Raw genomic sequence first — 23,543 nt, 5'->3', positions numbered from 1 at the left:
AAGACGACGCCTTTTGATGAAGCTTTCTGAAATGAACCTTTCCATAATATATATCTCTTTTTAGAGGCTGTCAATGACTTGGTTTTCTATTATTTCAACTGTATGTTTATGCACTCAAACCCGCATGTTTTCAGGGTTTTTCCGTCATGTGATGCTTATTCCTCTCCTTGACAAAAACACTTTAGTCATTTAAACTACTGCCTCATATCATATCCATTATTTCCGATCGACAAAGGAGGCTGTTTGATTTATATGAATCCTATTCAAAGCCGTTTACAGGCTCACACACCATTGATTTTAGATGGTGCACTTGCAACGGAGCTTGAACGAAAGGGCTGTGATTTAAACGACAGTTTATGGTCAGCCAAAATCCTCATTGAACAGCCAGAATTGATTCAGCAAGTACACTTGGACTACTTCCAAGCAGGTGCTGACTGTGCAACAACAGCCAGCTACCAAACGACAATTGATGGCTTTGCTGAAAAAGGCTATACAAAAGAAGAAGCCATCGAATTAATGAAACGATCTGTCACTTTAGCAAAAGAAGCGTGCGAGCAGTTTTGGCAGGATGAGACACAACGTAAAGAGCGGGCAAAACCATTTGTCGCTGGATCTGTGGGGCCCTTCGGCGCTTATTTGTCTGATGGTTCAGAATATAAGGGAAATTACGGACTCACAGAACAGGCACTCATTGATTTTCACAGACCAAGAATTCAAGCTTTAGTAGAGGCTGGTGCAGATATTCTTGCTTGTGAAACCATCCCTTGTCTCATTGAAGCAATCGCCATCGCTAAACTGCTGGAGGACGAATTCAGCGGTGTGTATGCGTGGATCACGTTTAGCGCAAAGGATGGCAAGCACATTAGTGAAGGGGATCTGCTGAGAGACTGTGTACAAGCGCTCGAGCCATATGAGCAGATCGCTGCTGTTGGCGTAAACTGTACACCGCCGCAATATATGTCTTCTCTTATTCAGGAGATGAAAAAAGGGACGAGCAAACCGATTGTCGTGTATCCGAACTCAGGGGAATTATATGATCCTGAAGAAAAGGTTTGGAGCGGCGATACGTCTCACCATACCTTTGGTGAATGTGCGCAGCAATGGTATAAAGACGGCGCACAAATCATCGGCGGCTGCTGCCGGACGACACCAGAAGATATTACTGATATCTTAAAACAGGCAACATCGTAGCATCATGACTCAACACACATACTTTTAAGCAAAAGGGCGGGAAGACATGGAACAAGCAAAAGATCAGTCACAACAATATCAACGAAAAATGACAAGCCGTCACCTGTTCATGCTTTCTTTAGGCGGCGTGATTGGCACAGGACTCTTTTTAAGCTCAGGATATACAATCAATCAGGCCGGACCTGCTGGAACGATTTTGGCTTATCTGGTTGGGGCATTAATTGTGTACCTCGTGATGCTCTGTTTAGGCGAACTGTCTGTCGCAATGCCGGTTACAGGCGCTTTTCACACGTATGCAACAAAATACATTGGACCCGGCACTGGCTATACAGTGGCTTGGCTTTATTGGCTGACATGGACCGTGGCACTTGGTTCAGAATTTACAGCGGCAGGTCTTTTAATGCAGCGCTGGTTCCCGGACACATCGGTTTGGATGTGGAGCGGTGTCTTTGCCATTCTCATCTTTTTACTCAATGCTTTTACAGTTAAGTTTTTTGCAGAATCGGAATTTTGGTTTTCTAGCATTAAAGTCATGGCTATTATTCTCTTTATTATCCTTGGCGGAGCCGCGATGTTTGGATTGATTCCACTAAAAGGCGGTGAGGCCGCTCCGTTCTTCTCTAACTTCACTGGAGATGGGGGTCTCTTCCCAAACGGCTTTTTACCGATATTAATGACCATGCTGGCTGTTAATTTTGCTTTTTCGGGTACTGAGCTGATTGGGATTGCTGCGGGTGAAAGCGTCAATCCAGATGAGACCATTCCTCGGGCGATTCGCACGACTGTGCTGCGCCTTGTCCTGTTTTTCGTCGGAACGATCGTGGTCTTAGCCGGCTTAATTCCAGTAGAAGAAGCCGGGGTGATCAAAAGTCCTTTCGTTGTGGTATTTGACCGCATCGGTATTCCTTATGCGGCAGATTTCATGAATTTTGTCATTCTGACAGCGATTTTATCTGCTGCAAACTCAGGGCTATACGCATCATCTCGCATGCTATGGTCCCTTTCTGAAGAACGAACATTGCCTAAAAAGCTGGCAAAATTGACGTCAAAGGGAATTCCTTTGAATGCACTCATTTTGAGTATGATTGGGGGCATTCTCTCTTTGCTATCGAGTGTCATCGCACCTGAAACGGTGTATCTGGTTCTTGTTTCAATCTCTGGACTCGCCGTTGTTGTTGTATGGATGGGAATTGCAGCTTCACAGTTCATGTTTCGCAAAAAATTCTTACAGGATGGCGGACAGCTTCATGATTTATCTTTCCGAACCCCGCTCTATCCGGTGGTTCCGATTGCTGCCTTCCTCCTATGCCTTGCATCTGTGATCGGCATTGCTTTTGATCCAAATCAGCGTATTGCTCTTATATGCGGTATCCCTTTTATCGCACTCTGCTATGCTGCCTATTATATGACAACATGGATTCAGAAAAAACGAGAAGAACCTGGTGTATAGCACCAGGTTTCAGATTGTTGACAAAGGGCTAAAATGAACTTTATTTTAGCCCTTTGTCTTCTTTTCAGCGTGATAGAAAACCTTTGCAGTCTAGGAAGGACGAGCACTGGCACGGAGCGAATTTGTCATTCGTGAGTACCAGCGCGCAGGACTGACAAAGAATGCGAGGGTTTGTCTACACGCTGGAACCTGGTGTATAGCACCAGGTTTTTTGTTTGTTCCAAAAAAGGATATCACTAGCAAAACAAAGACATTTTGGTATATGATAGGAATCTATGATTTTCAGGACGAATCAAGGGAGCTGTCGTTAATATGGAAATGACCATTACAAGAGCATTAAGTGAACTGAAAATGTTAGATAAAAGAATCAACCGAACGATTGATGAAGCCGTACTCGGTGGTTTGATCATCGGGAAACATATACAGAACGGATTTCAAGATCAAGAAGAAGTAGAAAAAAAGGCAAAAGCAGATGACCAATCAATTCAAGCATTAATCAAACGCCGAAATGCCATTAAATCAGCCATCGTTGTGTCGAATGCTACGACAGCGATTGAGGTGGCGGGTGTTAGCATGAACGTAGCAGAAGCCATTGAACGCAAGACATCCATAGATTACGATATTCGTTATTTACGAAAATTAAAAAAGGTCTACACAGAGCTGGTTGACCGGTCAGAACAAATCAATGAAGATGTGAAAAAGAGACTGGATCAGCATTTAGAAACACTATTTGGGAAAGACGGGAAAACACAAGCCGCTGCCAACCAAGAGATCGTCAAGTCATTCCTAGCTGAAAATGAGGCGGCGATCATTGACCCTCTTCGTCTCCGAGTGAAGATTGAACAGCTTTCGAAAGAGATTGAAGATTTCCAAATGGAAGTGGATTTCTCCTTGTCAGAAAGCAATACCTTGACAAAAATACAGATCGACTAGTCGATTTTGTTAGTGAGCCGAAAATCGATAGGACTAAACACCTCCGAGGGAAAGGTCATTCCCTCCTCATCTGATGATCATCTTAGGATGATCCATGATAAAAGCTCAAAGCTGAACGTTCAAAGCTGAAAGCTCAAGTATTCAAAGTTCTTATCCATCAAAGCTCAAGATGAAAAGCTCAATGCTCGATCGAATCTGGGAGAAACGGCTCATGAGTGTTTGTTTATCGACTCTTTCGGTTGCCGCCCAGCAGGTTTGCTAACAAAAAGAAAAGGATGTCACTAGCTGACATCCTTTTTTTCTATGAAAACGACAGGCTTGCGCCAAGTCGCCTCTTCTAGCAGATTAGTAACGTGATGTATATGCCAAATGGTACACACTTGTCACATTTGAAGATAGCGTGATGTCGTTTGAAGTGAAAGTCACTGGAACGATATCGTAGTAATGTGTAGACCAGCCTGCATTATTGTATGTACGGTAGCCTGCACCTGAAGGAACTTGAATCGTCAGTGAAAATTGTCCATTCTCATCTGTTGTGCCTGTCGCTGTTTGAGCCAATGATTTGATTGCTGCCTCAAAATAAAGCTGGATTGGCTGATTCGCCATGAGTTGACCACTTGCATCCTTTAATGTTCCTTTAAAAGTAGCTGGATAATATGAACCTACACGATATTTACTGCCAGAACCGTAATTGACCATACCACCGTCTGCTGCTGTGACGCCTGTTACTTGTACGGACGCTGGTACTGCTCCTGTTTCCTCTGCATGTGCAAAGCTTGGGAAAACGAGAAGCAATGATAGAAAGAAAGCAAACATGATTTTTTTCATCGATAAATCCTCCTTTTTTTTCCTACTATATTACTATCGACAGTTATTGTCATTTTTCCAGTAAAAAACAAAAACTTCCCTTTTTATTCAAAAGGGAAGCTGCAAGACTATTTTTTCACAACAACTTTCACTGCTTTACTTTCTCTTTTTCTCACATCTGAAGCCGTCACATACAAGACGGTTTTGGCTTTTTGCGGCTTGATTTTAGCCGTAAATGCGCCTTTGCTATTGGTCTTGACCGTTTGAATGACTTTCTTTGACTTGTTCTTCACCTTGATCGTCAAGCCTGCACCCGCAGTTCCTTTGACCGTTTTACTTTTCACTGTTACTCGATTCACCTTTGGCTTAGCTGGCGCTTTGCCCTTTTTCACGACCGTTTTGAGCGAAGTCGCAGCCTTTCCTTTTGACATTTTAATGTGAAGCACTTTATTTTTGTTTTGATGCTTGATCTTCACACTAAAGGTTCCCTTTTTGCTTGCCGTGCCTTTTCCAAGCAGGGTTTTGCCTCTATATACAGAAATGGCAGCGCCTGCTTTCGCCTTTCCTGTCACCTTTTGATGCTGATCTTCTACTTTGTTGACTGATGCGTTTAACTCAACAGCACTTAACGCGGCAAAAGCATTGAGTCTGCCATGTCCAGTCATCCAATCGATACCCGGAATCTTCGGATCAACAACAGGCTCGTCATTTTCATCATAGAAAATGTCATCTGTTCCATCAACAGCTTTAAATGAAATATCATCCGCTGTATTTTGTAAAATATTTCTCACTTGATTTGGTTTCAGGGTTGGATTTTTAGAAAGCAGTAATCCTGCTGCTGCTGCAACATACGGTGTAGCCATTGATGTCCCGCTCAAGTATGAAACATTCCCATCAGGCATTAAGCTTGGGATATCGGACCCTGGTGCAGACATGCTTAATCCTTTCCCATAGCTTGAGAATTCAGCGGCAATATCCATGCGATTGCTTGCACCAACTGCCATGGCGTACTTGGAAGTCGCAGGATAACCCATTTCTGGAATGCCATCGTTTCCGCTCGCCACTACCACTAATACATTTTTTTGTGCAGCATAGTTCATCGCATATTCAATGACCTTGCTGTAGTAGCCGCCAAGGCTCATGTTGATGACCTTTGCACCTTTGTCCACTGCATGTTTAATGCCAAGAGCAATATGCTCTGTATCTCCATTTCCATACGCATCCAGCACTTTGACTGGGATGATTCCTGTATGTTGATTCAGCCCTGCCATGGAGTAATGATTATCGGCTTTTGCTGCAATGATACCTGCCACATGGGTGCCGTGGCCATTGTCATCAATTGCATCTTTATTTCGGCCGATGAGATTGGCACCTAAGTCTGTGCGAACCGTTCCGCTTAAATCGGACAAACGGCTGTCGACACCTGTATCCACAACAGCGATTAACGTTTGCTTCATTTTGCTTGTGCCAATCAATGTATTCATTTGTTCAAACTTCACATCAGCGCCTTTTTTCCCACTGTTCTGCGCACTGTTTTTCAGCGGCCACTGGTAACCATACTGCGCGTCATTACTGAGCGCACGATACGTTTGTACAGGCTCTGCAAATTCAACATTCGGCATACTAGAAAGCTTTCTCGCCGTGCTTTTGATCACAGCTTTGCCTGCTTTAAGCGTTTTGCCAGCCGATTCTTTCCCTGCCGGTACATCGTAAACATACATTCCTTTAAATAAAGGATTTACTGACTGAGATGTCACACGGTTTTCTTGAATTCCGTAGCTTTTCATCTTCTTTTTTGCGGATTGAAGCGTTTGTCCATCCTTTAATTTAAAGATGATCTTGTTTGTGTTGACCTTTTCTTCTGAAACAAGCTTTTGTTTCTCTAATACATAACCGATCGATTTTCCTTCAAGCTGATCGATTCCTACTTTTTGCCCCACTGCTTCTAATTCCTTTTTTAAATAGGCTGGACTTGCCTCTTTGAGCATATCAAAAAGGGAACGGATCGCCTGTTGCTCTTTCTCTGTGACGATATGACCGCTGAATGCACCATTTTTCTCTACGTCATTCAGCAATGATTTTAATGTAAGCAAATAATTGTACACCGTTTGCTGCTTTTTTTGATTGTTGATGAGTTTAGATTTAAGAAACGGCTTTGTTTTTTGTAGCAGACGTGTAAGCTTCTGACCATCGGCTGTTTCATTGAATCGTTTGTCTTCAATCGTACGAATGGATTGAAGAATTTCACGCCCATGCTTTTTCTCAATAATGATGATGATCCCTGGCCCTTCTTCTTCTTCAGGGAAAATCGGTTCAGATGGCGGGAGATTCGCGCCTTTATACCCGATTGTATATGCTGCATCCTCTTCCTCATCACCACTGTCTTCCTCTGAACTTAAATACAGCACTTTAACATAGTAAGGACCTGACCATGCATGCGGGAAGTTGATTTCTGTCTCTCCACTTGCTGTGTCCACACGATATCTCGAATAAGTGTCATCCTTTATCGCTCTATCCTTACTTGGGTAGACCGATACAGATAGCACTTGTTTGCTTTTGACAGAAATTTGCATATGTGTATGTTTTGCCACATCATCTGCAGATGGCGTAATTTGGTACCATGACTCTTCTTTTTCATTCTGTAATGTACCTGAGATGACTTCACCATTTTTCAACCCAATGGCTTCATTGACACTTGTTCCTTTACTAACTGCTGATGCCTCGTACCCAGGTAATGCAGCCATACATAGAATGATGGCCATGAGTACAACCACACAGGATTTGACCTGCTTTTTTAACATGAAAAGACCCCCTTATCTTTTACAATACCTTGGAAGAATATCACAGAATCCTTTTTAGTAGAATCTATTTTTGACATAATTAAACTCGTTTTAAGCTAGGATTTGAGATATTCAGATGACTAGTCTGTTCGCTTCATAAACTTTTTGCCATTTCAAACGGAAAATGATGCTATTTAACCATATCGAAAAGTACTTTACAATCAATTTGTAAGCGCTTAACAAACAAGAGAGAAGGGATCAGCTTGTTCCAAAAAGATCATGTTTTTACACAAGTCAACGGTCGATCAAAGAATGAGATTTTACAATACATTTCCAAGAAAGCTGAAGACCTTCACATTACAGAAGATCAGTCAGGGTTATTAACAGATTTGTTGAAACGCGAAGACGAAGTCTCAACAGGACTTCAGCAAGGTTTTGCGATTCCTCATACAAAAAGCTCTGCTGTTCAAACGGCTTCACTTCTCTTTTTAGAACTTGAACAACCCATTGAATGGGGAAGCTTCGACGATTTGCCAACAAGCTATTTATTTACATTGCTCGTTCCACTAGAAGAGGCCAATGTCACACACCTCAAATTACTATCTGGCATTGCCACAAGTTTAATGGAGCCTGCTTTCATCGAAAAGATTCAACCCGGTCAAACAGCAGACTATTATTACGAAGTCATTGAACAACAATTGAAAGAGGGGATTACACAATGAAAATTGTCGGTGTCACTTCATGCCCAGCAGGGTTAGCTCATACACCAATGGCAGCAAAAGCATTAGAGAATGCGGGTAAACAGCTTGGACACGAGATTAAAATCGAACAACAAGGAATTATGGGACAGGTGAATGGCATTACAGCAGAGGAAGCCAAGCAGGCAGACCTTTGCATCATTGCCTCCAATCAGCACATTAACGACGCTGAACGCTTCTCAGGTATTCCTACTGTACGTGTCGAAATCGGACGCGCCTTAAAAAATGCCGAGCAAATCATCACAAAAGCCGTTGCGCTGGTTGAAAAGAAAAAATCTGAATCCCAATAAACAGGAGCAATGCCATATAGAAAGGAGCAAAGCAGAATGAAAGCAAAATTAAAAGTCATTGAAGGCCACCTCATGACCGGTATTTCTTATATTCTTCCGGTGATCATCGGAGCTTCACTTATCGTTGGTTTAGCCAAACTAGTCGGATTAGGTTTTGGTGTATCAGATTTAAACGCCTATAAAGATGCAGGCGGCATTTTACATGGTGCCTATTTGATGGAACAGGTTGGCTGGACAGGCATTGGCTTAATGAACGTACTGCTCGCTGGCTTTATTGCCTATTCGATTGCGGATAAATCAGGGCTTGCGGCCGGCTTTATCGGTGGAGCTCTTGCCAGCTCAACAAATGCTGGTTTTATCGGCGCCGTCATTGCAGGTTTCTTTGCCGGATATGTCGCTCTCTTTGTGAAAAGAAAAATTCAAATTCAAGGCTCCGCAGCTGGACTCGTCCCTCTGCTCATCTTACCGCTCATTACTGTTGGCTTAACCGGACTTCTCATGTCCGTTCTGCTAGGCGGTCCATTAGGGGCCTTGAACACCGCATTAATTGAATGGATCAAAGGCATGGTCGCAGATGGAACAAGTACACTCGCACTTGCTCTCATTCTAGGCGCAATGATTGGCTTTGATCTTGGCGGCCCAGTGAATAAATCAGCTTGGATGGCTGGTAACGCGCTCTTCCTATCAGGTGTCTATCTTCCTGCCATTCTCGTCAATATCGCGATTGTCATTCCTCCGCTTGGATACGGGCTTGCGACATTGATTCGAAAACGCAACTTCTCTCCTACCTTCAGAGAAGCCGGACGAGGCGGTCTTGTGATGGGGATTATCGGGATTACAGAAGGAGCCATTCCTTTTACACTCGTCAATCCTTTGAAATTGATTCCGCTGAATGTCGTCGCTTGTGCTGCTGGAAGCGGGGTCGCTGCCTTATTAGGTGTCCATGACATCATGCCGCCAATTGGCGGACTATACGGATTCTTCTCAGTAGGAAACTGGTGGGCGTATTTAATTGGCGCGCTAACTGGCGCACTTGTTATTGGAATTGGCGCCAACCTGCTTGTGAACTTCTCTGAGAAAAAAGAACCCCAAAAGCCAGAACATGATCAGAAGCAGAAAGAAGAAGATGATTTTGACCTTGTGCTAGAAGGATAATTTGAACAAAGAAAGGTGTCGTTACACAATGACTGTCAATGTACATGTGATTCCACATACTCACTGGGACCGGGAATGGTATTTTACCACCTCCCGCTCCCGTATCTACTTAATGAAAAGCGTAATGGACATATTGGACACCCTCGAAACAGATGAACGGTTCCATTACTTCATGCTCGATGCACAAGCATCCTTGCTAGATGATTACTTGAAATGGCGCCCAGAGGATGAGGATCGAATTAAACAGCTCGTCACAGCAAAACGCCTCATCATCGGTCCGTGGTATACACAAACGGATCAGCTCGTGATTTCTGGGGAATCGATTGTACGGAACCTGCAATATGGGATTGAGCGCTGTCAGCAGTTCGGACATGTCATGAAGGTCGGTTATGTCCCTGATTCCTTCGGTCAATCTGCACAAATGCCTCAAATTTATCAAGGCTTTGGTATTGTCGACACAGCCTTTTGGCGCGGCGTTTCTGATCATATGACGAATCACACAGAATTTAATTGGCGCGGGGCTGATGGCAGTGAAGTGTTTGCAGTGAATCTGCCATTTGGCTACTACTACGGAGGAAATATTCCTGAAAAGGATGAAGACCTGCAAGCCTTTCTTTCTGAAAAAATCGGGGCGCTGCAAGCAAAAGCCACGACAAAGAATGTCTATTTTCCAAATGGCTTTGACCAGGCGCCTATTCGTAAAAACCTGCCTGACTTATTAGAAAAAGCCAATGAAATAGACGAGCACCACTATCAAATCAGCAGTTTAGAAGACTACATTGCAGCAGTGAAAAAAGAGCGGACTTCTTTTGAGACATTAGAAGGAGAACTCATTCATGCCAAGCATATGCGAATTCATAAGTCCATTTTTTCAACAAGAGCAGATTTGAAAATCTTAAACAACCAAATTGAAAACTATCTCGTCAATGTGATGGAGCCAATTCTTACAATCAGCTATTCACTCGGACACGATTATCCGCATGACACCGTACGTGACATTTGGTACCTCATGTTTGAAAATGCAGCGCATGACAGCATTGGCGGCTGTAACAGTGACACGACAAATCAAGACGTTTTCTTCCGCTACAAGCAGGCAAAAGAAATTGCCGAGAACCTGGTGGACTTACACATGCGTCTCATCGCCATCCGGCTGCAAACTGAGCAAGAAATCACGTTCACTTTATTTAATACACTGCCTTCAAAGCGCTCTGAAGTCATTGAAATCGAAACCTTTATCACAGAACGTCCATTTACGCTAAAAGACGCTGATGGACGAACTCTTCACTACACAGTCAAAAGCAAAACCGATGTGACAGATTATGTCTTAGCACAGCAGATTTCACTTAACCCAAGCAAAGAGGTGTACATGCCAAAGCAAGTCTGGAAAGCTGTTTTACTCATTGAAGCAGTCGACTTGCCATCCGTTGGGTATACACAAGTTAGCATGGTTTTCGATGAATCAAGCGAATCTACATGGGAACAAACAGAAGGACATGCGATTGAAAATACGTTTTACCGCATTGCAGCAAATGACAATGGGTCATTAGAAATTACGGATAAACAGACCGGACGAACTTTCTCTGAGCAAATGATCTTTGAAGACAACGGAGATGATGGGGATTCTTATAACTATTCACCACCGCGTGAGGATCTTTATGTATCATCTAAAGATATCTCATCAGCAGACACCACCGTATCTAAAAGCAGTTTACAGGAAGAGCTCACCATCAAGCTTCAATTGACTGTCCCATATGATTTAGAGGAACGTTCGGAGCAAAAGGTGACGACTTCCCTCCCGATCACAGCGAAGGTGGCTTTAAATAAAGATGAAGCGGTCATCCGTTTTCATGTAAATGTTGACAACCATGCGCTAGACCACCGTCTACGGGTACTCTTTGATACAGGTATTGCATCAAACGTATCACTCAGCGATCAACAGTTTGGCACCATCGAACGCCCAACGGAGCTGACGCAAGAGCTAGAATGGTGGAACAATGAACATTGGGAAGAAAAACCGATTACCATTGAACCAATGCAATCATTTGTTGCACTTCGCGATGAAGCATATGGTGTCTCTCTTTTGACGGACTGCGTCAGAGAATACCAAATCACAGGCGCGGGCTACACAACCATTGCTTACACACTCTTCCGCTGTTTCGGAAAAATGGGGAAAGAAAACCTTCTTTACCGTCCCGGCCGGGCTTCTGGAGAAAAAATCGTGGAAACACCTGACGCCCAGCTTCAAGGGGCGCTGTCGTTCTCATTTGGCATGTACTATAGCCAAGAAGCGGTAAGTGAAGGACACTTGGCTCAGCTTGCTAAACGTTACACCACCCCGGTTCAGTGCTACGAACGGGCAGATTTTTTAAACGGTCGTTTAATTTTCTCTTTCCGAGATGAAAAAGAAGACTTACAATCTACTTATAGCCTGCTTGACATTGAAACAGACGGGGCCGTTCTAAGCGCTTTGAAAAAGGAAGAGCATGGAACAGGCATTGTCATTCGTCTCTTCAATCCATATTTAACACGTCAAACAGCCGCTTCAATCAATAGTTCATCTCTACAACATGGAGAAACAGCGAATTTAGGCGAAACACCTGAAGGACATATACTGAAAGCACAACATGGATCATTACACATTGAACCGCTCACACCTTGTCAGGTACAAACCTACATTGTAAAGAAAAAATGAACATGTAGGGGCGGGATCCATTTGGATTCCGCCCCTCTTTAATGGAGGGCATTGATCATGCGAATTGGAGGCATCGAAGCAGGCGGTACAAAATTTATCTGCGGCTACGGAACAATAGACGGAACGATTGAACATATGACTTCCTTTGCAACAGGGAACCCAGAAGAAACATGCCGGCAAGTGATCGAATACTTTACAGAGCATCCAGTCGATGCGATTGGCATAGGCGCATTCGGACCTGTCGATGTAAAAGAACACAGCCCCAGCTATGGAACGATTCTCGAAACACCCAAAACAGCTTGGCGCCAATTTCCATTACTCTCAACCTTAAAACAAGCACTCGGTCTCCCTATGAAGCTTGATACGGATGTGAACTGTGCGGCGCTCGGTGAAGCTCGTTTTTCAACGGAAACAGACAGACCAAATTCCTTGATCTATATCACGGTTGGGACGGGAATCGGCGGCGGTGCCTATATTGAAAACCGCCTCATTCACGGACTGCTTCATCCAGAAATGGGACATATCACCGTTCAGCGCCACCCTCATGACACCTATGGGGGCTGCTGCCCGATCCACCATGATTGTTTAGAGGGACTAGCATCTGGACCTGCCATAGAAGGCCGCTATCATACATTGGCACAAATGCTGCCAGAGGAGCATCCAGCCTGGTCACTTCAAGCTTATTATCTCGGGCAAATGACCGCAAATTTATTACTCACCCTTTCACCAGAACGCATTATATTTGGTGGAGGTGTCATGAAACAGCCGGCCTTGCTGCCGCTCATCCTTGAAGAAACAGACAAGCGTCTTCATGGTTACTTACAATTACCAAAGCCATTAAATGAAATCGTCACAAAGCCTTCCTTTGACGGATTATCTGGTTTAATGGGAGCCATCGCCCTTGGAGCTGATGCCTTAAAGGAACAAGGAGCGGCGCAATGATGATGACGGCAGATACTCGAACCTACCAGCTCATTCAGCGGCTATTTGAAACGAAAGGGTTCGTGAAGCTGGAGGAGCTCACTGCCTCTTTTCGCTTATCTGACCGCTCCATCCGCAATTTAATCAAAGAAGCAAACGAGCTGTTAACCCAAGCTGGAGCCATGATCAAGACCATCCGCGGGAAAGGGTATACGCTCTTAACAAGTGACCAAGACGCTTTCCTGCTTTGGCTTCATCAGCAAAAGCTTCCTGCCCGCTCTCTCATACCCGTCATGCCAGAAGAGCGCATACGATTTATGATGAGAAAACTATTGCTTCAATCAGGCTACTTAAAAATTGATCAATTAGCAGAAGAATTGTTCATCAGCCGTATGACGGTCAGCAGTGATTTAAAAAAGGGACGGGAGCTGTTAGCCCGTTACGGTATGACCCTTGTCTCAAAGCCTGGATTTGGCTTAAAAGTAGACGGAGACGAATTGCAAAAAAGGACGTGCTATGCAGACTTACTGCTTGAAGAAGAACCCGCCCTCTCTCATATAACTGAGCGGGAACAGCTTCATTTCCCTGACATTTCACTTGAGACCATTCGATCCATTGTGCTGACAAATCTATATCAAGAATCACTGCTCATAAAAGATATTGCCCTAAAGAATTTAGTGATTCACTTAGCGATTGCCATTCAGCAAACACAAAAAAAACAGCGGGTACCCGCCAGTACCACACACACACAAAGACCGCCAGTGTTAACAAGAATCGCTCAAAAGATCACTCACCAAATAAGCGACACGTTTCACGTCACCTTATCAGAGGATGAAACAGATTACTTGGTGATGCATCTCTTAGCGAATCAAACGTGGAAAGAAATCGATGAGCACCAAACGACAGAAGAAGTACGTCAGGCGGTGACACAATTTCTCCAGCACATTGAAAAAACAAGCGGTCATCGTTTTGTAGATGACGATATCCTGCGTCAAGATTTGATGCTGCATATGAAGCCATTATTAAATCGAATTCAATACGGCGTGTCTTTACAAAATCCGCTTTTGCATGAGATCAAAACATCTTATCCTTATCCGTTTGATTTGGCCGTCAGCGGACTTAATGCCTTACAGCTTGTGCGGACGCCAAATGAAGATGAGGCGGCATATGTTGCCTTACATATTGCTGCTTCGTTTGAAAGAAGTCATCTTGACACCTCACAAAAAAAGAGGGCCATTATTGTATGCGGGTCTGGACTAGGAACGGCACGGCTGCTTGAAATTAAATTGAAGGCGGCCTTTCAACATGAGCTTGAGATTGTTGAGCTTTATTCTTATCAAGATTACGCTTTTAGCACCACTTTGCCGTGTGATGTGATTATTACAACCGTTCCTCTCGCACCAAAGGGAAAACCGATTATTCAAGTGAACGCTTTTTTTGAACATCATGATGTCCAGCGTGTAAGTGAGGTGATTCATCAATTAAACGGACACGGTGCCCCTTCTCAGGAGCTGATGGCTTTTTTCCAAGAACGAGTGACCTTGTTGGATGTGAACCTTTCAAGCAAAGAAGAGGTATTAGATACGCTTTGCAGCCGGCTGGAGGCGCATCAGCTTGTTTCATCTTCTTTTCGTTCCTCCGTGCTGGAGCGGGAGCAAATGTCATCGACCTATCTTGGCAAGGGGATTGCGATGCCTCACCCGCTCTTCACAAATGAAGGTACCTCCTGCGTGGCAATTGCACGATTGAAACAGCCGATTGATTGGCAGGGCGATCAAGTATCTCTTATTTTCTTGTTAGCCATTCAGAAAGATGACGCTGCTTGCATGAATCAATTTTTTGAACAAGCTGTCGATTTATTAGACAGTCCTGACCGCCTTCACTCCTTAAAACATGCAAGGACATTTGATGAGCTGATGCATGTCCTGTTTCAATAGCACATAAGGCCGCCCAAGTGAAATCGGGCGGCCTTTTATCCATCTATTCCTCACATACGATTCAATCGTATATGACATTTTTTCCTTCTTCCCTTAACTTTTTCAACGACGTCAGCATATGATTGATTTCTTCATCGGAATGTCTTTCCCACGCACCTAATTCTGCGACTATTTTCAAAGGAGATGTCGACCGGTAAGAACGGGTCGGGTTCCCCGGAAACCTTTGATCCGTCAAATTCGGATCATCTTCAAACTCGCCTGTCGGTTCTACAACATAAATTCTCTCTTTGGAATTAGACCGAGCTAATTCAGCTCCCCATTTGGCTGCGTTTAATGTTCCGGTGAAATAGATGTGGTTCGATTGTTTATCCTGATAATTGGATAAATGCAACGGTTCAAGCAGGTCCCCAATCTTCAATTCTGCTTTCGTCCCATGAAAAAACGGCCCAGGATCTAAAACATCTTTCTTGTCATTCATACAGCCACATCCCTTATCGTTTTTGACTTGCGTATAACAGTATACGGCCTGATGCGGGCGGAAAACAGTCTATAAATGAGATTAAATTCGGGGTATAATGATAGTAGAGAGTAAGGTTTGATTTGTAAAATCCAGCAAGTTAAAATAACAGCAAGAATACATACAAAGCAGTCTTCTTGAAAGAGATAAAGAAACTAAAAAATTAATTGCAGCAACGGAGCAGGAGGAAAAGGAAGGAAGAAATTTTGGTGGCAGTTTTGGAAATAGCGTATTGAAGGATATCTGATCAGGATTGAAGAAGATGAGGATAAAGTAGCCAAAGAGACGTTTTGATGTTTTATCTGGTTGGCGTGTTGGCACATAATCAATTAAATTCTTCAGGAAGGGTGTAATGAGATAATGAAAGATAGAGATAAGATTTGTCATATATATGCTCAAAAAAGTTGGCATATGGATTCTTATATTATTGGTAATCGTGAGGGTTTAATAGAATTAAAGAGTGCTATTGACCAAGCATTAAAAAGTAATGTTGGTCAAGCTGAATTGTTTCCATCAGATTTAGAGGATTATACAACTTACGTTGCTTTAGTTGATGATAAAGAAGAATTGGATTCACTTATTATGCCTTACACTGATGAGGATAATGATGATGAAAACTTGATACATCCAGTTGATATAGTTACAAGTCATGAAGAGAAAAAAACCCCTAAAAATTAGGGGTTTTTTAGTGTAATATTGTTTCTCCTGGACTTGCTTTGTATTTCTTTGGTACTGATGCTCTGAGAGCATGGTGTATTTTATCTTTTGGAGCTACATGAAAATGCCAATACCAAGTTGAGGTTTTTGGTATTAAAGGGATTTTTCCATTGTCTACAGCAAATACTCTTGTTGTTCTTTTCTTTCCTTTGTGTAGGACGACAACTAAACTTCTAAGTTGTCCTTTATCATTTCTTACATCCCATTTAATTTTGTAATTTTTACCAAATCCTTTTATCCGATTTTTTAGATATTTAAGTGCAGTTCTTGCGCCTTTTGATCTGATAGCCATTAAAGCAACTCTTCCTACGGTCATTGCGATAGGTATGAAGAATACTGGTAGTGCTTGTGTTGTTATTTCACTCTGATTACTTTTGGAGTCAAGTTGTTTCATTCGGTTTTCTAAAGCTAAAAATTCTTCATTGTTGAAATATTGATCGATCACTTTATTTTGTTCTGACTCTGTCATGTTTTCAAATTCTTTTTCTGTAAATGGAAGGTTTTCTATGTATTCCCCCATTTTCTTTTCAAGTTCGTCTAATTCTTTGTTAGCTTGTTCATTTTGTAGAACCGTCGGTGTTACTAATGCTTTTAACTCTTGTGAATTGATAGAGTGTGTTTCTGCTGATGCTTCTGATGAAAATGGAGTCCATATTGATATGACAAGAGCTAGGGTAATTAGGGTTAAAAGTGTTTTTTTGAACATTTTGATTATATTCCTCCTTTTGTATTAAATTCCAAAATCAAGGTTATCAAATCAAAATGAGTGTATCAATGGATTTAAGATAGATTTAAGGAAACTTCTATGGTAGACAAATGACACAAGCCGATAAAGTGAACGAACAAAGAAGCCAGTCACCCGCTAATAAGGTGACTGGCTTTTTTCTGTTACTTTCCGATGTTCTCTCCATTTTGCTCGATCAATGTTTCATACCAATAAGAGCTCTTTTTCCGAATTCTTTTGAGGTCTTTTAGGTCAAATTCATCACGGTTGACGTAGATAAAACCGTAACGTTTTGAGCAGCCTTGGTGTGTACTGATTAAGTCGATGGCTGACCATGGGCAGTACCCGAATACCTCTACACCGTCAGTGATCGCCCATTTGATTTGTTCAATATGTTTTTCTAAATAATCAATTCGATAATCATCCTGAATCGATCCATCCGCTTCTAACTTGTCAAAAGCGCCTAGCCCGTTTTCCGTAATAATAAGAGGTAGCTGATAGCGGTCGTAAATCTCACGCATCGTTGATCGGAAACCGGTAGGGTCAATTTCCCAGCCAAATGCATTTTTACTTAAGAACGGGTTGTTGCCGCCTTTGTAGACGCCATCTTCGCCGGATTTTAAATGCTGATCTCCGCCGCGGGCAAATTCATCGTTGCCATCTCCTTTACTCGCTTCAACCGTTTGAGATGTGTAGTAGTTAAAGGCAATGAAGTCTGGTTTTGCACTTTTCAAAATATCCATATCTCCCTCTTCAATCACAGGAAGAATGTCTTTTTCCTTCATGTATGCCCATGCAAGGTTGTTATAACGACCGAATACCGCCATATCAAGATACAGCCAGTTGCGGATCGCATTGTAATTAGCCGCAGCAATGACATCCTCAGGTTTTGGAGATGCCGGGTAAATAAGGGCGATGTTTGGCGCTGGTCCGATTTTCGCCTCAGGCAGCAAACGATGACAAAGCGTCATGGCTTTCGCCTGTGCCACAAGCATATGGTGGTTCTGCTGATATAGTTCTTTTTTCGGATTTTCTAAATTTGGATCCAGTGTACCTAGAGCTGATCCATGTAAGATCATCATGTTTTGTTCATTAATGGTCAGCCAATATTTTACCTTCTCACCATACTCCTGGAACAAAACCTCCGCATAACGTTCAAACGCATCGACTGTTGAACGATTTGACCAGCCGCCTTTCACTTGAAGCGCATGAGGTAAATCAAAGTGATACATCGTCACAATTGGTTCAATGTCATAGCGTCGCAATTCATCAATGAGAGAATGGTAGAAGTCAATTCCCTTTTGATTGATCTCCCCATCTCCATCTGGAATGATGCGTGTCCATGCAATGGAGAAACGATAAGCCTTCAAGCCCATTTCTGCAAACATCTTCACGTCCTCTTTATATCGATGATAGTGATCGCTGGCTACCTTAAAATCAGTTGTTCCTTCAGGATAGCTTTCTCTCATATCAATGACTGAAGGTCCCTTGCCATCCTCGTTCCACGCACCTTCTACTTGATAGGCGGAAGTCGATCCGCCCCAGAAAAAGTCTTTTGGAAATGGTGCTAGTGTTGAATATCTCATGATTATGTCCTCCCTTTCTTAAACTAAGTGTAAAAATGATTGTCCTGGTGTCACTTGTTTTTCTTCTGTCTCAATGATATCGCTAAATTCACCGGAATTGGTAATAATCACTGGTGTTGTGACAGACAGTCCTGCTGCTTGAATGGCCTCAATATCAAACTCCGCAAGCAGTTCACCTTCTGTAATCGTTTGGCCCTGCTCAACCTTCGGCGTAAAATGACGACCCCCAAGCTGTACAGTATCCAGTCCAATATGAATGAGTACTTCTGCTCCGCTTTCAGAGGTGAGACCGTATGCATGTCCTGTTGGGAATACCGTTGTCACGACTCCAGTTACTGGTGCAAACAGCTTGCCTTCTGATGGAATAATGGCTGCGCCCTTACCTAATGCGCCAGATGAGAAGGCTTTATCTTGCACCTCTTCTAGCTTGATGACTTCGCCAGATAAAGGACTTTTCACATGAGCTGCTTTGACACCATGTTCATTTTTAGATGCTGGTGCAGAACTAGCTGCAGGAGCATCTTCTTCATCTATAGGATCTTTGAACCCAATCAAATAGGTTAAGACGATTGAAAGAACAAATGAAACGGAAATTCCGATTAAGAACCCTGTAAATCCTTGACCATAGAAAATCGGAAGTGTCAGTAAACTCGGAAGACCTGACGCAATCGCAATACTTTGTGAATAACCGATAATGGCACCACCGACACCGGCAGAGATAACTGCTGCAATAAATGGTTTTTTCAAACGAAGTGTGACGCCGTATACAGCAGGTTCTGTAATTCCAAATACAGCAGAAACCGCTGTCGATCCAGCTAATGATTTCAGCTTTTTGTTCTTTGTTTTCAGCATAACACCGATTGAAGCACCGGCTTGTGAAAATACAGCTGGCGCAGTAGCCGGCTTAATATGATCTTTTCCATGAACCGCAATATTATTTAAAATGACTGGCACAAGCCCCCAATGGATACCGAAGATGACAAGAACCTGCCATGCCATCGCAATTAAAGCACCGGCAAGTGTAGGGCTAAAGGAGAATACTTTCAGCAGGACGGCTGCAATTCCGTTCCCTGCATACACACCAAATGGTCCAAATACGATCAGTGTCAGTGGAACGACCGTGACCAGTAAAATCAGTGGTGTAATAAAGTTTTTCACACTTTCATGAATGACTTTGTTAAAGAAACGTTCGATATATCCCATCACAAACACTGCCAAAATAATCGGGATAACCGTTGATGTATAAGACATTAAGACAACCGGAATGCCGAAGAACGACACATCTCCGCCGCCTTTTGTGAGCTCTTGAATAGTCGGGTAGATCAGTGCACCTGCAATCGTCACAGCGACAAATGGATTCGCTTTAAACTTCCTAGCAGAAGTGAATGCGAGCAGCAGCGGCAGGAAGTAGAACAAGCTGTCTGATGCGGCAAATAAAATTTGATACGACGTATCTTCAGGAGATAACCATTTTGCATTGATACAGATGCCTAGAAGTCCTTTTAAAATACCGGCACCCGCCATGACACCTAGAAGAGGTGTGAAAATACCAGAAACAATGTCGACGAATTTTCCGAAAAGACTTGTACTTTCTTCACTTGATCTAGCAGCAGATGAAGAAGTGGAATCCTCTAATAGATTCGTAAACTCCCCAATTTCTCGATATACCTCTGGTACGGTGTTGCCAATGACCACCTGAAACTGGCCGCCGCTTTCCATGACAGTCACCACACCATTTAATTTTTCAATGGCTGCTTTATCTACTTTCGACCTATCATTTAATGTAAATCGAAGTCTTGTCGCACAATGGACCAATGAATGAACGTTTTTCTCTGTACCGATATGTTTGATAATGTCTTCTGCTAATTGACGATGACTCATACAAAAACCCCCTTTTTTTCAAAAAAATACGTTTTTAGGCAAAATAAAAACCTAAACGGGCACCAAAAATAGTCGCAACTTGCTATTGCGCTTTTTCAGTGAACGTTTAGGTTTTGCCTGCCGAACAGTCACAATCCTCTAAGACGATCATTGTGAAACCGTATTCTTTTATGTTTATGAGCAAATAGTACCACTCACATTTAATGATGTCAACGCTTTCTTTTAAAATTCTATCTTTATTTTTCTCGTTTGATGAGTCGATTCAAATGAATCGATAGATAGAGCATTTCCTCTGATGTCAGGTCGCGATGATACGTTTGATACACATATTCCGCGATTTTCTTTGCGCATTCATACGCCTTTGGATATTTCACTTTAATCAGCTGATATAAATCTTGGTCTTCACTGACGAGTAACGTTTCGTTGATGAGACGCTGTACGAAAAAGCGTAAATGTGTGAGAAAACGATAAAAGTTGAGCGAGTCTTCATCAAATTCCATGTTCAGATGATATTTCACAATGGTCAGTATGGCATTCACTTCTTTTGTGATATTGACCGTTGTATTCATGTCTTCATTGAGCTCTGCATTAATAATATGCATGGCAATAAAGCCCGCTTCATCTTCAGGCAGTTCAATATGAAGACGATCTTCAATCATCTCAAGGCATTCCTTCGCCACGAGAAATTCATCTTTGTATAAACGTTTAATCTCCCAAATCAGCGAATTCTCAATCAAGTGGTTTTTCTTTAATCTTTCGATGGCGTAATGAATATGGTCTGCCAGCGATACATGCAAACTTTCGTTTAATCTTCGGTTCAGCTTTGTATGTGCGTATTGGATCATTTCCTCGGTCACCTTGACGACATCATACGGAACCTCTTGAAGCAGCATTTTCATCCGTTCATGTACGGAATGATCCTCTAGGCGGAACACTTTATCAATTAACGCCTCGTCCACCGGGTCGCCGGGACGTCTTTGAAAAGCGATGCCTCTGCCCATGACGACGATTTCTTTTCCTTGTTCATCTATCACACTAATGACATTATTGTTTAGAACCTTTTGAATCTGCATCTCCAAACACCTCCGTCTATAACCAGCCATCTACACTCAAAATATGCTCTCATCTTAACACAACTGTCAAATCACTTGGCGTTTTTATCTGACTTTTGAAATAGTTTCACGATATTTTTACTTCTTTCTTGCTGGTCTGATCCTCCCTCGGCCTGCATACAATACCCCGAGGAGGTGACCTCGATGAAGGCTTTTTTCTGGTCAGCATCTTTTTTATTCATGTTCATTCTGACTCTCTTTATTCTAGGTATTGTTTTTTGGCTTAGTGGACAAGGCTTAGATCAGCTATGGAGATATGCGCTTATCTGTCTTGTGACAGCCACCGTTCTACACGGCGTTACCACTTGGCTAAAACAGCATGTCATGGATCATCCATCCAAATAAAAAGGCTGCCCTCAGTATTCAGGCAGCCCTTCCGTTATTCCTTAGATGAGGCGGCTTCTTTCTGAGAAGCACGCAGTTCATCGTTGATTTTTTTCGCATCTTCTAAAAACTCTGTTTCAAATCCACTTTTGAGTGCCCACATATAAAATAACAACGCCACAACTGCAATGAGCGCCATATCCCAGCCATAATGAATGACGTTATAACCGCCAAATTTATCACTGCCGAGACAGGAAATCGTCATCATCACAAGCAAATACACAACCATCCAAGCACCTGCTTTAAAGTGACGGCCAAAGCCCTTCCACTTCGCTTTTGCTTGATAGTAAAAATAGATTGGCAGACCGATGAGAATAATGAACAGCACCTGACCCGTCAGCGGCCATCTCGCCCAGTACAGTGTCAAGGATGCAAAGACAAAGCCAAGCGGAGCAATAATGCTGAGTCCTTTAATCCGCAATGGACGATATAAATCTGTTCCCGTCTTTCTCAGCGTCATGACTGTCACAGGTCCTGTCAAATAGGAAATCAGGGTTGCCACAGAAATAATTTCAGCGAGAACTCCCCAGCCTCTAAACAAAAACAAGAAGATAAACGATACGCCTAAATTAAAAAACATCGCTGGACGAGGCACTCCGTAAATAGGGTGCAGACGGCCCAGTACACTTGGCATGTACTTGTTTTTTTCCATCCCATAAATCATACGAGACGTCGTCGCTGTATACGTAATTCCCGTCCCAGAAGGAGAAACGAACGCATCTGCATATAAAATAAGGACAAGCCAGTTGATCCCAAGCGCAATAGCAAGATCAGCAAATGGCGAGTTGAAATTTAAATGCCCCCAGCCATTCACTATCATTGAGGGATCGACAGCGCCAATAAAAGCGATTTGCAGCAGCACATAAATGACCGTTGCAATCAAAATCGATCCAACAATGGCGATTGGAATCGAACGCCCTGGATTTTTCGCTTCTCCTGCCATATTAATCGGGCTCTGGAAGCCATTAAAAGCAAACACAATCCCCGATGTTGCCACAGCTGTGAGCACACTCGCCCAGCCGTTCGGCGCAATACTTGTTCCAGAAGTAAAATTCTCACTATGAAAACCTACGAATAAGAGCGCACCAATTGTTAATCCTGGAATGACGATTTTAAAAACCGTAATGAATGTATTCGCCTTTGAAAACAACCCAACTGTCCAATAATTGAGCAGAAAATAAATCACCAGCAGCACACTTGCCACCATGAGCCCCTCAGTCGTCAAAACCCCTTTTGTGACCAAATGGCTTGTCCACTTTGCCCACTCCCAAGGCCATGAGCTCATGTATTGAACGGAGGCCACTGCCTCAACAGGAATCACTGAGACAATGGCGATCCAGTTTGCCCAAGCGGCGATAAATCCAATAAAAGAGCCATGTGAATATTGCGTATATTTGACCATTCCGCCTGCCTCTGGAAACATCGATCCGAGTTCACTATAAGACAATGCGATAAATAAAATAACAACCATCCCGATCAACCATGACAAAATAGCAGCAGGGCCGGCGATTTGAGCAGCCCGCCACGCACCAAAGAGCCATCCCGAACCAATGATTGAGCCAAGACCTACCATCATTAACGCGAAAGTTCCCATCCTACGATGCAAATGATTCATGTTCATAACACCTTTCGATTAAAATACAGAGCATGTGTCGAGCAAGCGCTGTTCTTTTATAACAGCTCACCTTTCATTCCATTGAAAAATACT

Annotated in this window: 19 protein-coding genes; 11 read left to right on the top strand and 8 right to left on the bottom strand. The window is 42.9% G+C overall.

All coding sequences use genetic code 11. The features are described from left to right. The first annotated feature begins 252 nt into the window (after positions 1 to 252). The 3 genes from mmuM to NST57_RS01470 all read left to right on the top strand — a co-directional run bounded on the left by mmuM (position 253) and on the right by NST57_RS01470 (position 3,574). The gene (gene mmuM / locus NST57_RS01480; protein WP_341297882.1) at positions 253 to 1,191 is read left to right on the top strand and encodes a homocysteine S-methyltransferase; all 939 of its coding nucleotides are present in this window, start codon (positions 253 to 255) and stop codon (positions 1,189 to 1,191) included. Positions 1,192 to 1,237: 46 nt separating this feature from the next. Continuing rightward, positions 1,238 to 2,641, top strand: coding sequence for an S-methylmethionine permease (gene mmuP, locus NST57_RS01475; protein WP_341297881.1), 1,404 nt, complete (start codon positions 1,238 to 1,240; stop codon positions 2,639 to 2,641). Positions 2,642 to 2,953: 312 nt separating this feature from the next. Then, on the top strand, positions 2,954 to 3,574 hold the full coding sequence (locus NST57_RS01470) for a hypothetical protein (protein WP_142153757.1): 621 nt from the start codon (positions 2,954 to 2,956) through the stop codon (positions 3,572 to 3,574). 345 nt (positions 3,575 to 3,919) lie between these two features. Here NST57_RS01470 and NST57_RS01465 read toward each other — a convergent pair whose 3' ends face one another. Together NST57_RS01465 and NST57_RS01460 are read right to left on the bottom strand one after the other, a co-directional pair. After that, the gene (locus NST57_RS01465) at positions 3,920 to 4,402 is read right to left on the bottom strand and encodes a hypothetical protein (RefSeq protein ID WP_341297880.1); all 483 of its coding nucleotides are present in this window, start codon (positions 4,400 to 4,402) and stop codon (positions 3,920 to 3,922) included. Between the two features lie 107 nt (positions 4,403 to 4,509). Further along, complete coding sequence (locus NST57_RS01460) at positions 4,510 to 7,182, bottom strand: S8 family peptidase (protein WP_341297879.1); 2,673 nt, start codon at positions 7,180 to 7,182, stop codon at positions 4,510 to 4,512. A gap of 242 nt (positions 7,183 to 7,424) precedes the next feature. On the opposite strand from NST57_RS01460, the gene NST57_RS01455 reads away from it, so the two are divergent. From NST57_RS01455 to NST57_RS01430, 6 genes are read left to right on the top strand one after another with little or no spacing between them, the layout of a single operon-like run. Further along, the gene (locus NST57_RS01455) at positions 7,425 to 7,883 is read left to right on the top strand and encodes a fructose PTS transporter subunit IIA (protein WP_142153751.1); all 459 of its coding nucleotides are present in this window, start codon (positions 7,425 to 7,427) and stop codon (positions 7,881 to 7,883) included. Then, positions 7,880 to 8,209, top strand: a complete 330-nt coding sequence (locus tag NST57_RS01450; protein ID WP_007498438.1) for a PTS fructose transporter subunit IIB — start codon at positions 7,880 to 7,882, stop codon at positions 8,207 to 8,209. The genes NST57_RS01455 and NST57_RS01450 overlap by 4 nt, the downstream gene beginning before the upstream one ends. A gap of 36 nt (positions 8,210 to 8,245) precedes the next feature. Continuing rightward, positions 8,246 to 9,364 (top strand): PTS fructose transporter subunit IIC, encoded by a 1,119-nt coding sequence (locus NST57_RS01445; RefSeq protein ID WP_017358746.1) that lies wholly within the window; start codon positions 8,246 to 8,248, stop codon positions 9,362 to 9,364. Between the two features lie 28 nt (positions 9,365 to 9,392). Then, positions 9,393 to 12,056 carry a mannosylglycerate hydrolase gene (mngB, locus tag NST57_RS01440; protein WP_341297878.1) on the top strand — a complete coding sequence of 888 codons (2,664 nt, stop codon included), beginning with the start codon at positions 9,393 to 9,395 and terminating at the stop codon, positions 12,054 to 12,056. 57 nt (positions 12,057 to 12,113) lie between these two features. Continuing rightward, positions 12,114 to 12,998, top strand: a complete 885-nt coding sequence (locus NST57_RS01435; protein ID WP_341297877.1) for an ROK family protein — start codon at positions 12,114 to 12,116, stop codon at positions 12,996 to 12,998. Beyond that, on the top strand, positions 12,995 to 14,914 hold the full coding sequence (locus tag NST57_RS01430; protein WP_341297876.1) for a BglG family transcription antiterminator: 1,920 nt from the start codon (positions 12,995 to 12,997) through the stop codon (positions 14,912 to 14,914). Before NST57_RS01435 ends, NST57_RS01430 begins: the two co-directional genes overlap by 4 nt. 61 nt (positions 14,915 to 14,975) lie before the next feature. Here NST57_RS01430 and arr read toward each other — a convergent pair whose 3' ends face one another. Beyond that, positions 14,976 to 15,392 carry an NAD(+)--rifampin ADP-ribosyltransferase gene (gene arr / locus NST57_RS01425; RefSeq protein ID WP_341297875.1) on the bottom strand — a complete coding sequence of 139 codons (417 nt, stop codon included), beginning with the start codon at positions 15,390 to 15,392 and terminating at the stop codon, positions 14,976 to 14,978. A 399-nt stretch (positions 15,393 to 15,791) separates the two neighbouring features. On the opposite strand from arr, the gene NST57_RS01420 reads away from it, so the two are divergent. After that, positions 15,792 to 16,109, top strand: a complete 318-nt coding sequence (locus NST57_RS01420) for a hypothetical protein (RefSeq protein WP_035390595.1) — start codon at positions 15,792 to 15,794, stop codon at positions 16,107 to 16,109. 7 nt (positions 16,110 to 16,116) lie between these two features. On the opposite strand, the gene NST57_RS01415 is transcribed toward NST57_RS01420, so the two are convergent. The 4 genes from NST57_RS01415 to licT all read right to left on the bottom strand — a co-directional run bounded on the left by NST57_RS01415 (position 16,117) and on the right by licT (position 21,412). Further along, positions 16,117 to 16,854, bottom strand: coding sequence for a hypothetical protein (locus NST57_RS01415; RefSeq protein ID WP_035703028.1), 738 nt, complete (start codon positions 16,852 to 16,854; stop codon positions 16,117 to 16,119). A 182-nt stretch (positions 16,855 to 17,036) separates the two neighbouring features. After that, positions 17,037 to 18,458 carry a glycoside hydrolase family 1 protein gene (locus tag NST57_RS01410; protein WP_008343856.1) on the bottom strand — a complete coding sequence of 474 codons (1,422 nt, stop codon included), beginning with the start codon at positions 18,456 to 18,458 and terminating at the stop codon, positions 17,037 to 17,039. 18 nt (positions 18,459 to 18,476) lie between these two features. Continuing rightward, positions 18,477 to 20,339 (bottom strand): beta-glucoside-specific PTS transporter subunit IIABC, encoded by a 1,863-nt coding sequence (locus NST57_RS01405; protein ID WP_341297874.1) that lies wholly within the window; start codon positions 20,337 to 20,339, stop codon positions 18,477 to 18,479. Between the two features lie 236 nt (positions 20,340 to 20,575). Next, positions 20,576 to 21,412 (bottom strand): BglG family transcription antiterminator LicT, encoded by an 837-nt coding sequence (licT, locus tag NST57_RS01400; RefSeq protein ID WP_008343858.1) that lies wholly within the window; start codon positions 21,410 to 21,412, stop codon positions 20,576 to 20,578. 183 nt (positions 21,413 to 21,595) lie between these two features. Here licT and NST57_RS01395 point away from each other — a divergent pair, with 183 nt between their 5' ends. Continuing rightward, the gene (locus NST57_RS01395) at positions 21,596 to 21,796 is read left to right on the top strand and encodes a hypothetical protein (protein WP_008343859.1); all 201 of its coding nucleotides are present in this window, start codon (positions 21,596 to 21,598) and stop codon (positions 21,794 to 21,796) included. Positions 21,797 to 21,830: 34 nt separating this feature from the next. Here the strand turns inward: NST57_RS01395 and NST57_RS01390 are convergent, their stop codons facing one another. Beyond that, positions 21,831 to 23,450, bottom strand: coding sequence for an APC family permease (locus NST57_RS01390; protein ID WP_024719047.1), 1,620 nt, complete (start codon positions 23,448 to 23,450; stop codon positions 21,831 to 21,833). Positions 23,451 to 23,543 lie beyond the last annotated feature (93 nt).

It is taken from the genome of Bacillus sp. FSL M8-0077 (assembly GCF_038050255.1).
Classification (GTDB): domain Bacteria; phylum Bacillota; class Bacilli; order Bacillales; family Bacillaceae; genus Bacillus; species Bacillus altitudinis.
This window is presented reverse-complemented; position numbering and strand designations above follow the sequence as displayed.

Excerpts from the sequence above, each read along its gene's own strand:
- mmuP (WP_341297881.1), top strand. The coding sequence starts at position 1,238 with ATGGAACAAGCAAAAGATCAGTCACAACAATATCAACGAAAAATGACA.
- NST57_RS01395 (WP_008343859.1), top strand. The coding sequence starts at position 21,596 with ATGAAGGCTTTTTTCTGGTCAGCATCTTTTTTATTCATGTTCATTCTG.
- NST57_RS01430 (WP_341297876.1), top strand. The coding sequence starts at position 12,995 with ATGATGATGACGGCAGATACTCGAACCTACCAGCTCATTCAGCGGCTA.
- NST57_RS01420 (WP_035390595.1), top strand. The coding sequence starts at position 15,792 with ATGAAAGATAGAGATAAGATTTGTCATATATATGCTCAAAAAAGTTGG.
- NST57_RS01405 (WP_341297874.1), bottom strand. The coding sequence starts at position 20,339 with ATGAGTCATCGTCAATTAGCAGAAGACATTATCAAACATATCGGTACA.
- licT (WP_008343858.1), bottom strand. The coding sequence starts at position 21,412 with ATGCAGATTCAAAAGGTTCTAAACAATAATGTCATTAGTGTGATAGAT.
- NST57_RS01445 (WP_017358746.1), top strand. The coding sequence starts at position 8,246 with ATGAAAGCAAAATTAAAAGTCATTGAAGGCCACCTCATGACCGGTATT.
- NST57_RS01435 (WP_341297877.1), top strand. The coding sequence starts at position 12,114 with ATGCGAATTGGAGGCATCGAAGCAGGCGGTACAAAATTTATCTGCGGC.
- NST57_RS01450 (WP_007498438.1), top strand. The coding sequence starts at position 7,880 with ATGAAAATTGTCGGTGTCACTTCATGCCCAGCAGGGTTAGCTCATACA.
- NST57_RS01470 (WP_142153757.1), top strand. The coding sequence starts at position 2,954 with ATGGAAATGACCATTACAAGAGCATTAAGTGAACTGAAAATGTTAGAT.
- arr (WP_341297875.1), bottom strand. The coding sequence starts at position 15,392 with ATGAATGACAAGAAAGATGTTTTAGATCCTGGGCCGTTTTTTCATGGG.
- mngB (WP_341297878.1), top strand. The coding sequence starts at position 9,393 with ATGACTGTCAATGTACATGTGATTCCACATACTCACTGGGACCGGGAA.
- NST57_RS01390 (WP_024719047.1), bottom strand. The coding sequence starts at position 23,450 with ATGAATCATTTGCATCGTAGGATGGGAACTTTCGCGTTAATGATGGTA.
- NST57_RS01460 (WP_341297879.1), bottom strand. The coding sequence starts at position 7,182 with ATGTTAAAAAAGCAGGTCAAATCCTGTGTGGTTGTACTCATGGCCATC.
- NST57_RS01410 (WP_008343856.1), bottom strand. The coding sequence starts at position 18,458 with ATGAGATATTCAACACTAGCACCATTTCCAAAAGACTTTTTCTGGGGC.
- NST57_RS01415 (WP_035703028.1), bottom strand. The coding sequence starts at position 16,854 with ATGTTCAAAAAAACACTTTTAACCCTAATTACCCTAGCTCTTGTCATA.
- NST57_RS01465 (WP_341297880.1), bottom strand. The coding sequence starts at position 4,402 with ATGAAAAAAATCATGTTTGCTTTCTTTCTATCATTGCTTCTCGTTTTC.
- mmuM (WP_341297882.1), top strand. The coding sequence starts at position 253 with ATGAATCCTATTCAAAGCCGTTTACAGGCTCACACACCATTGATTTTA.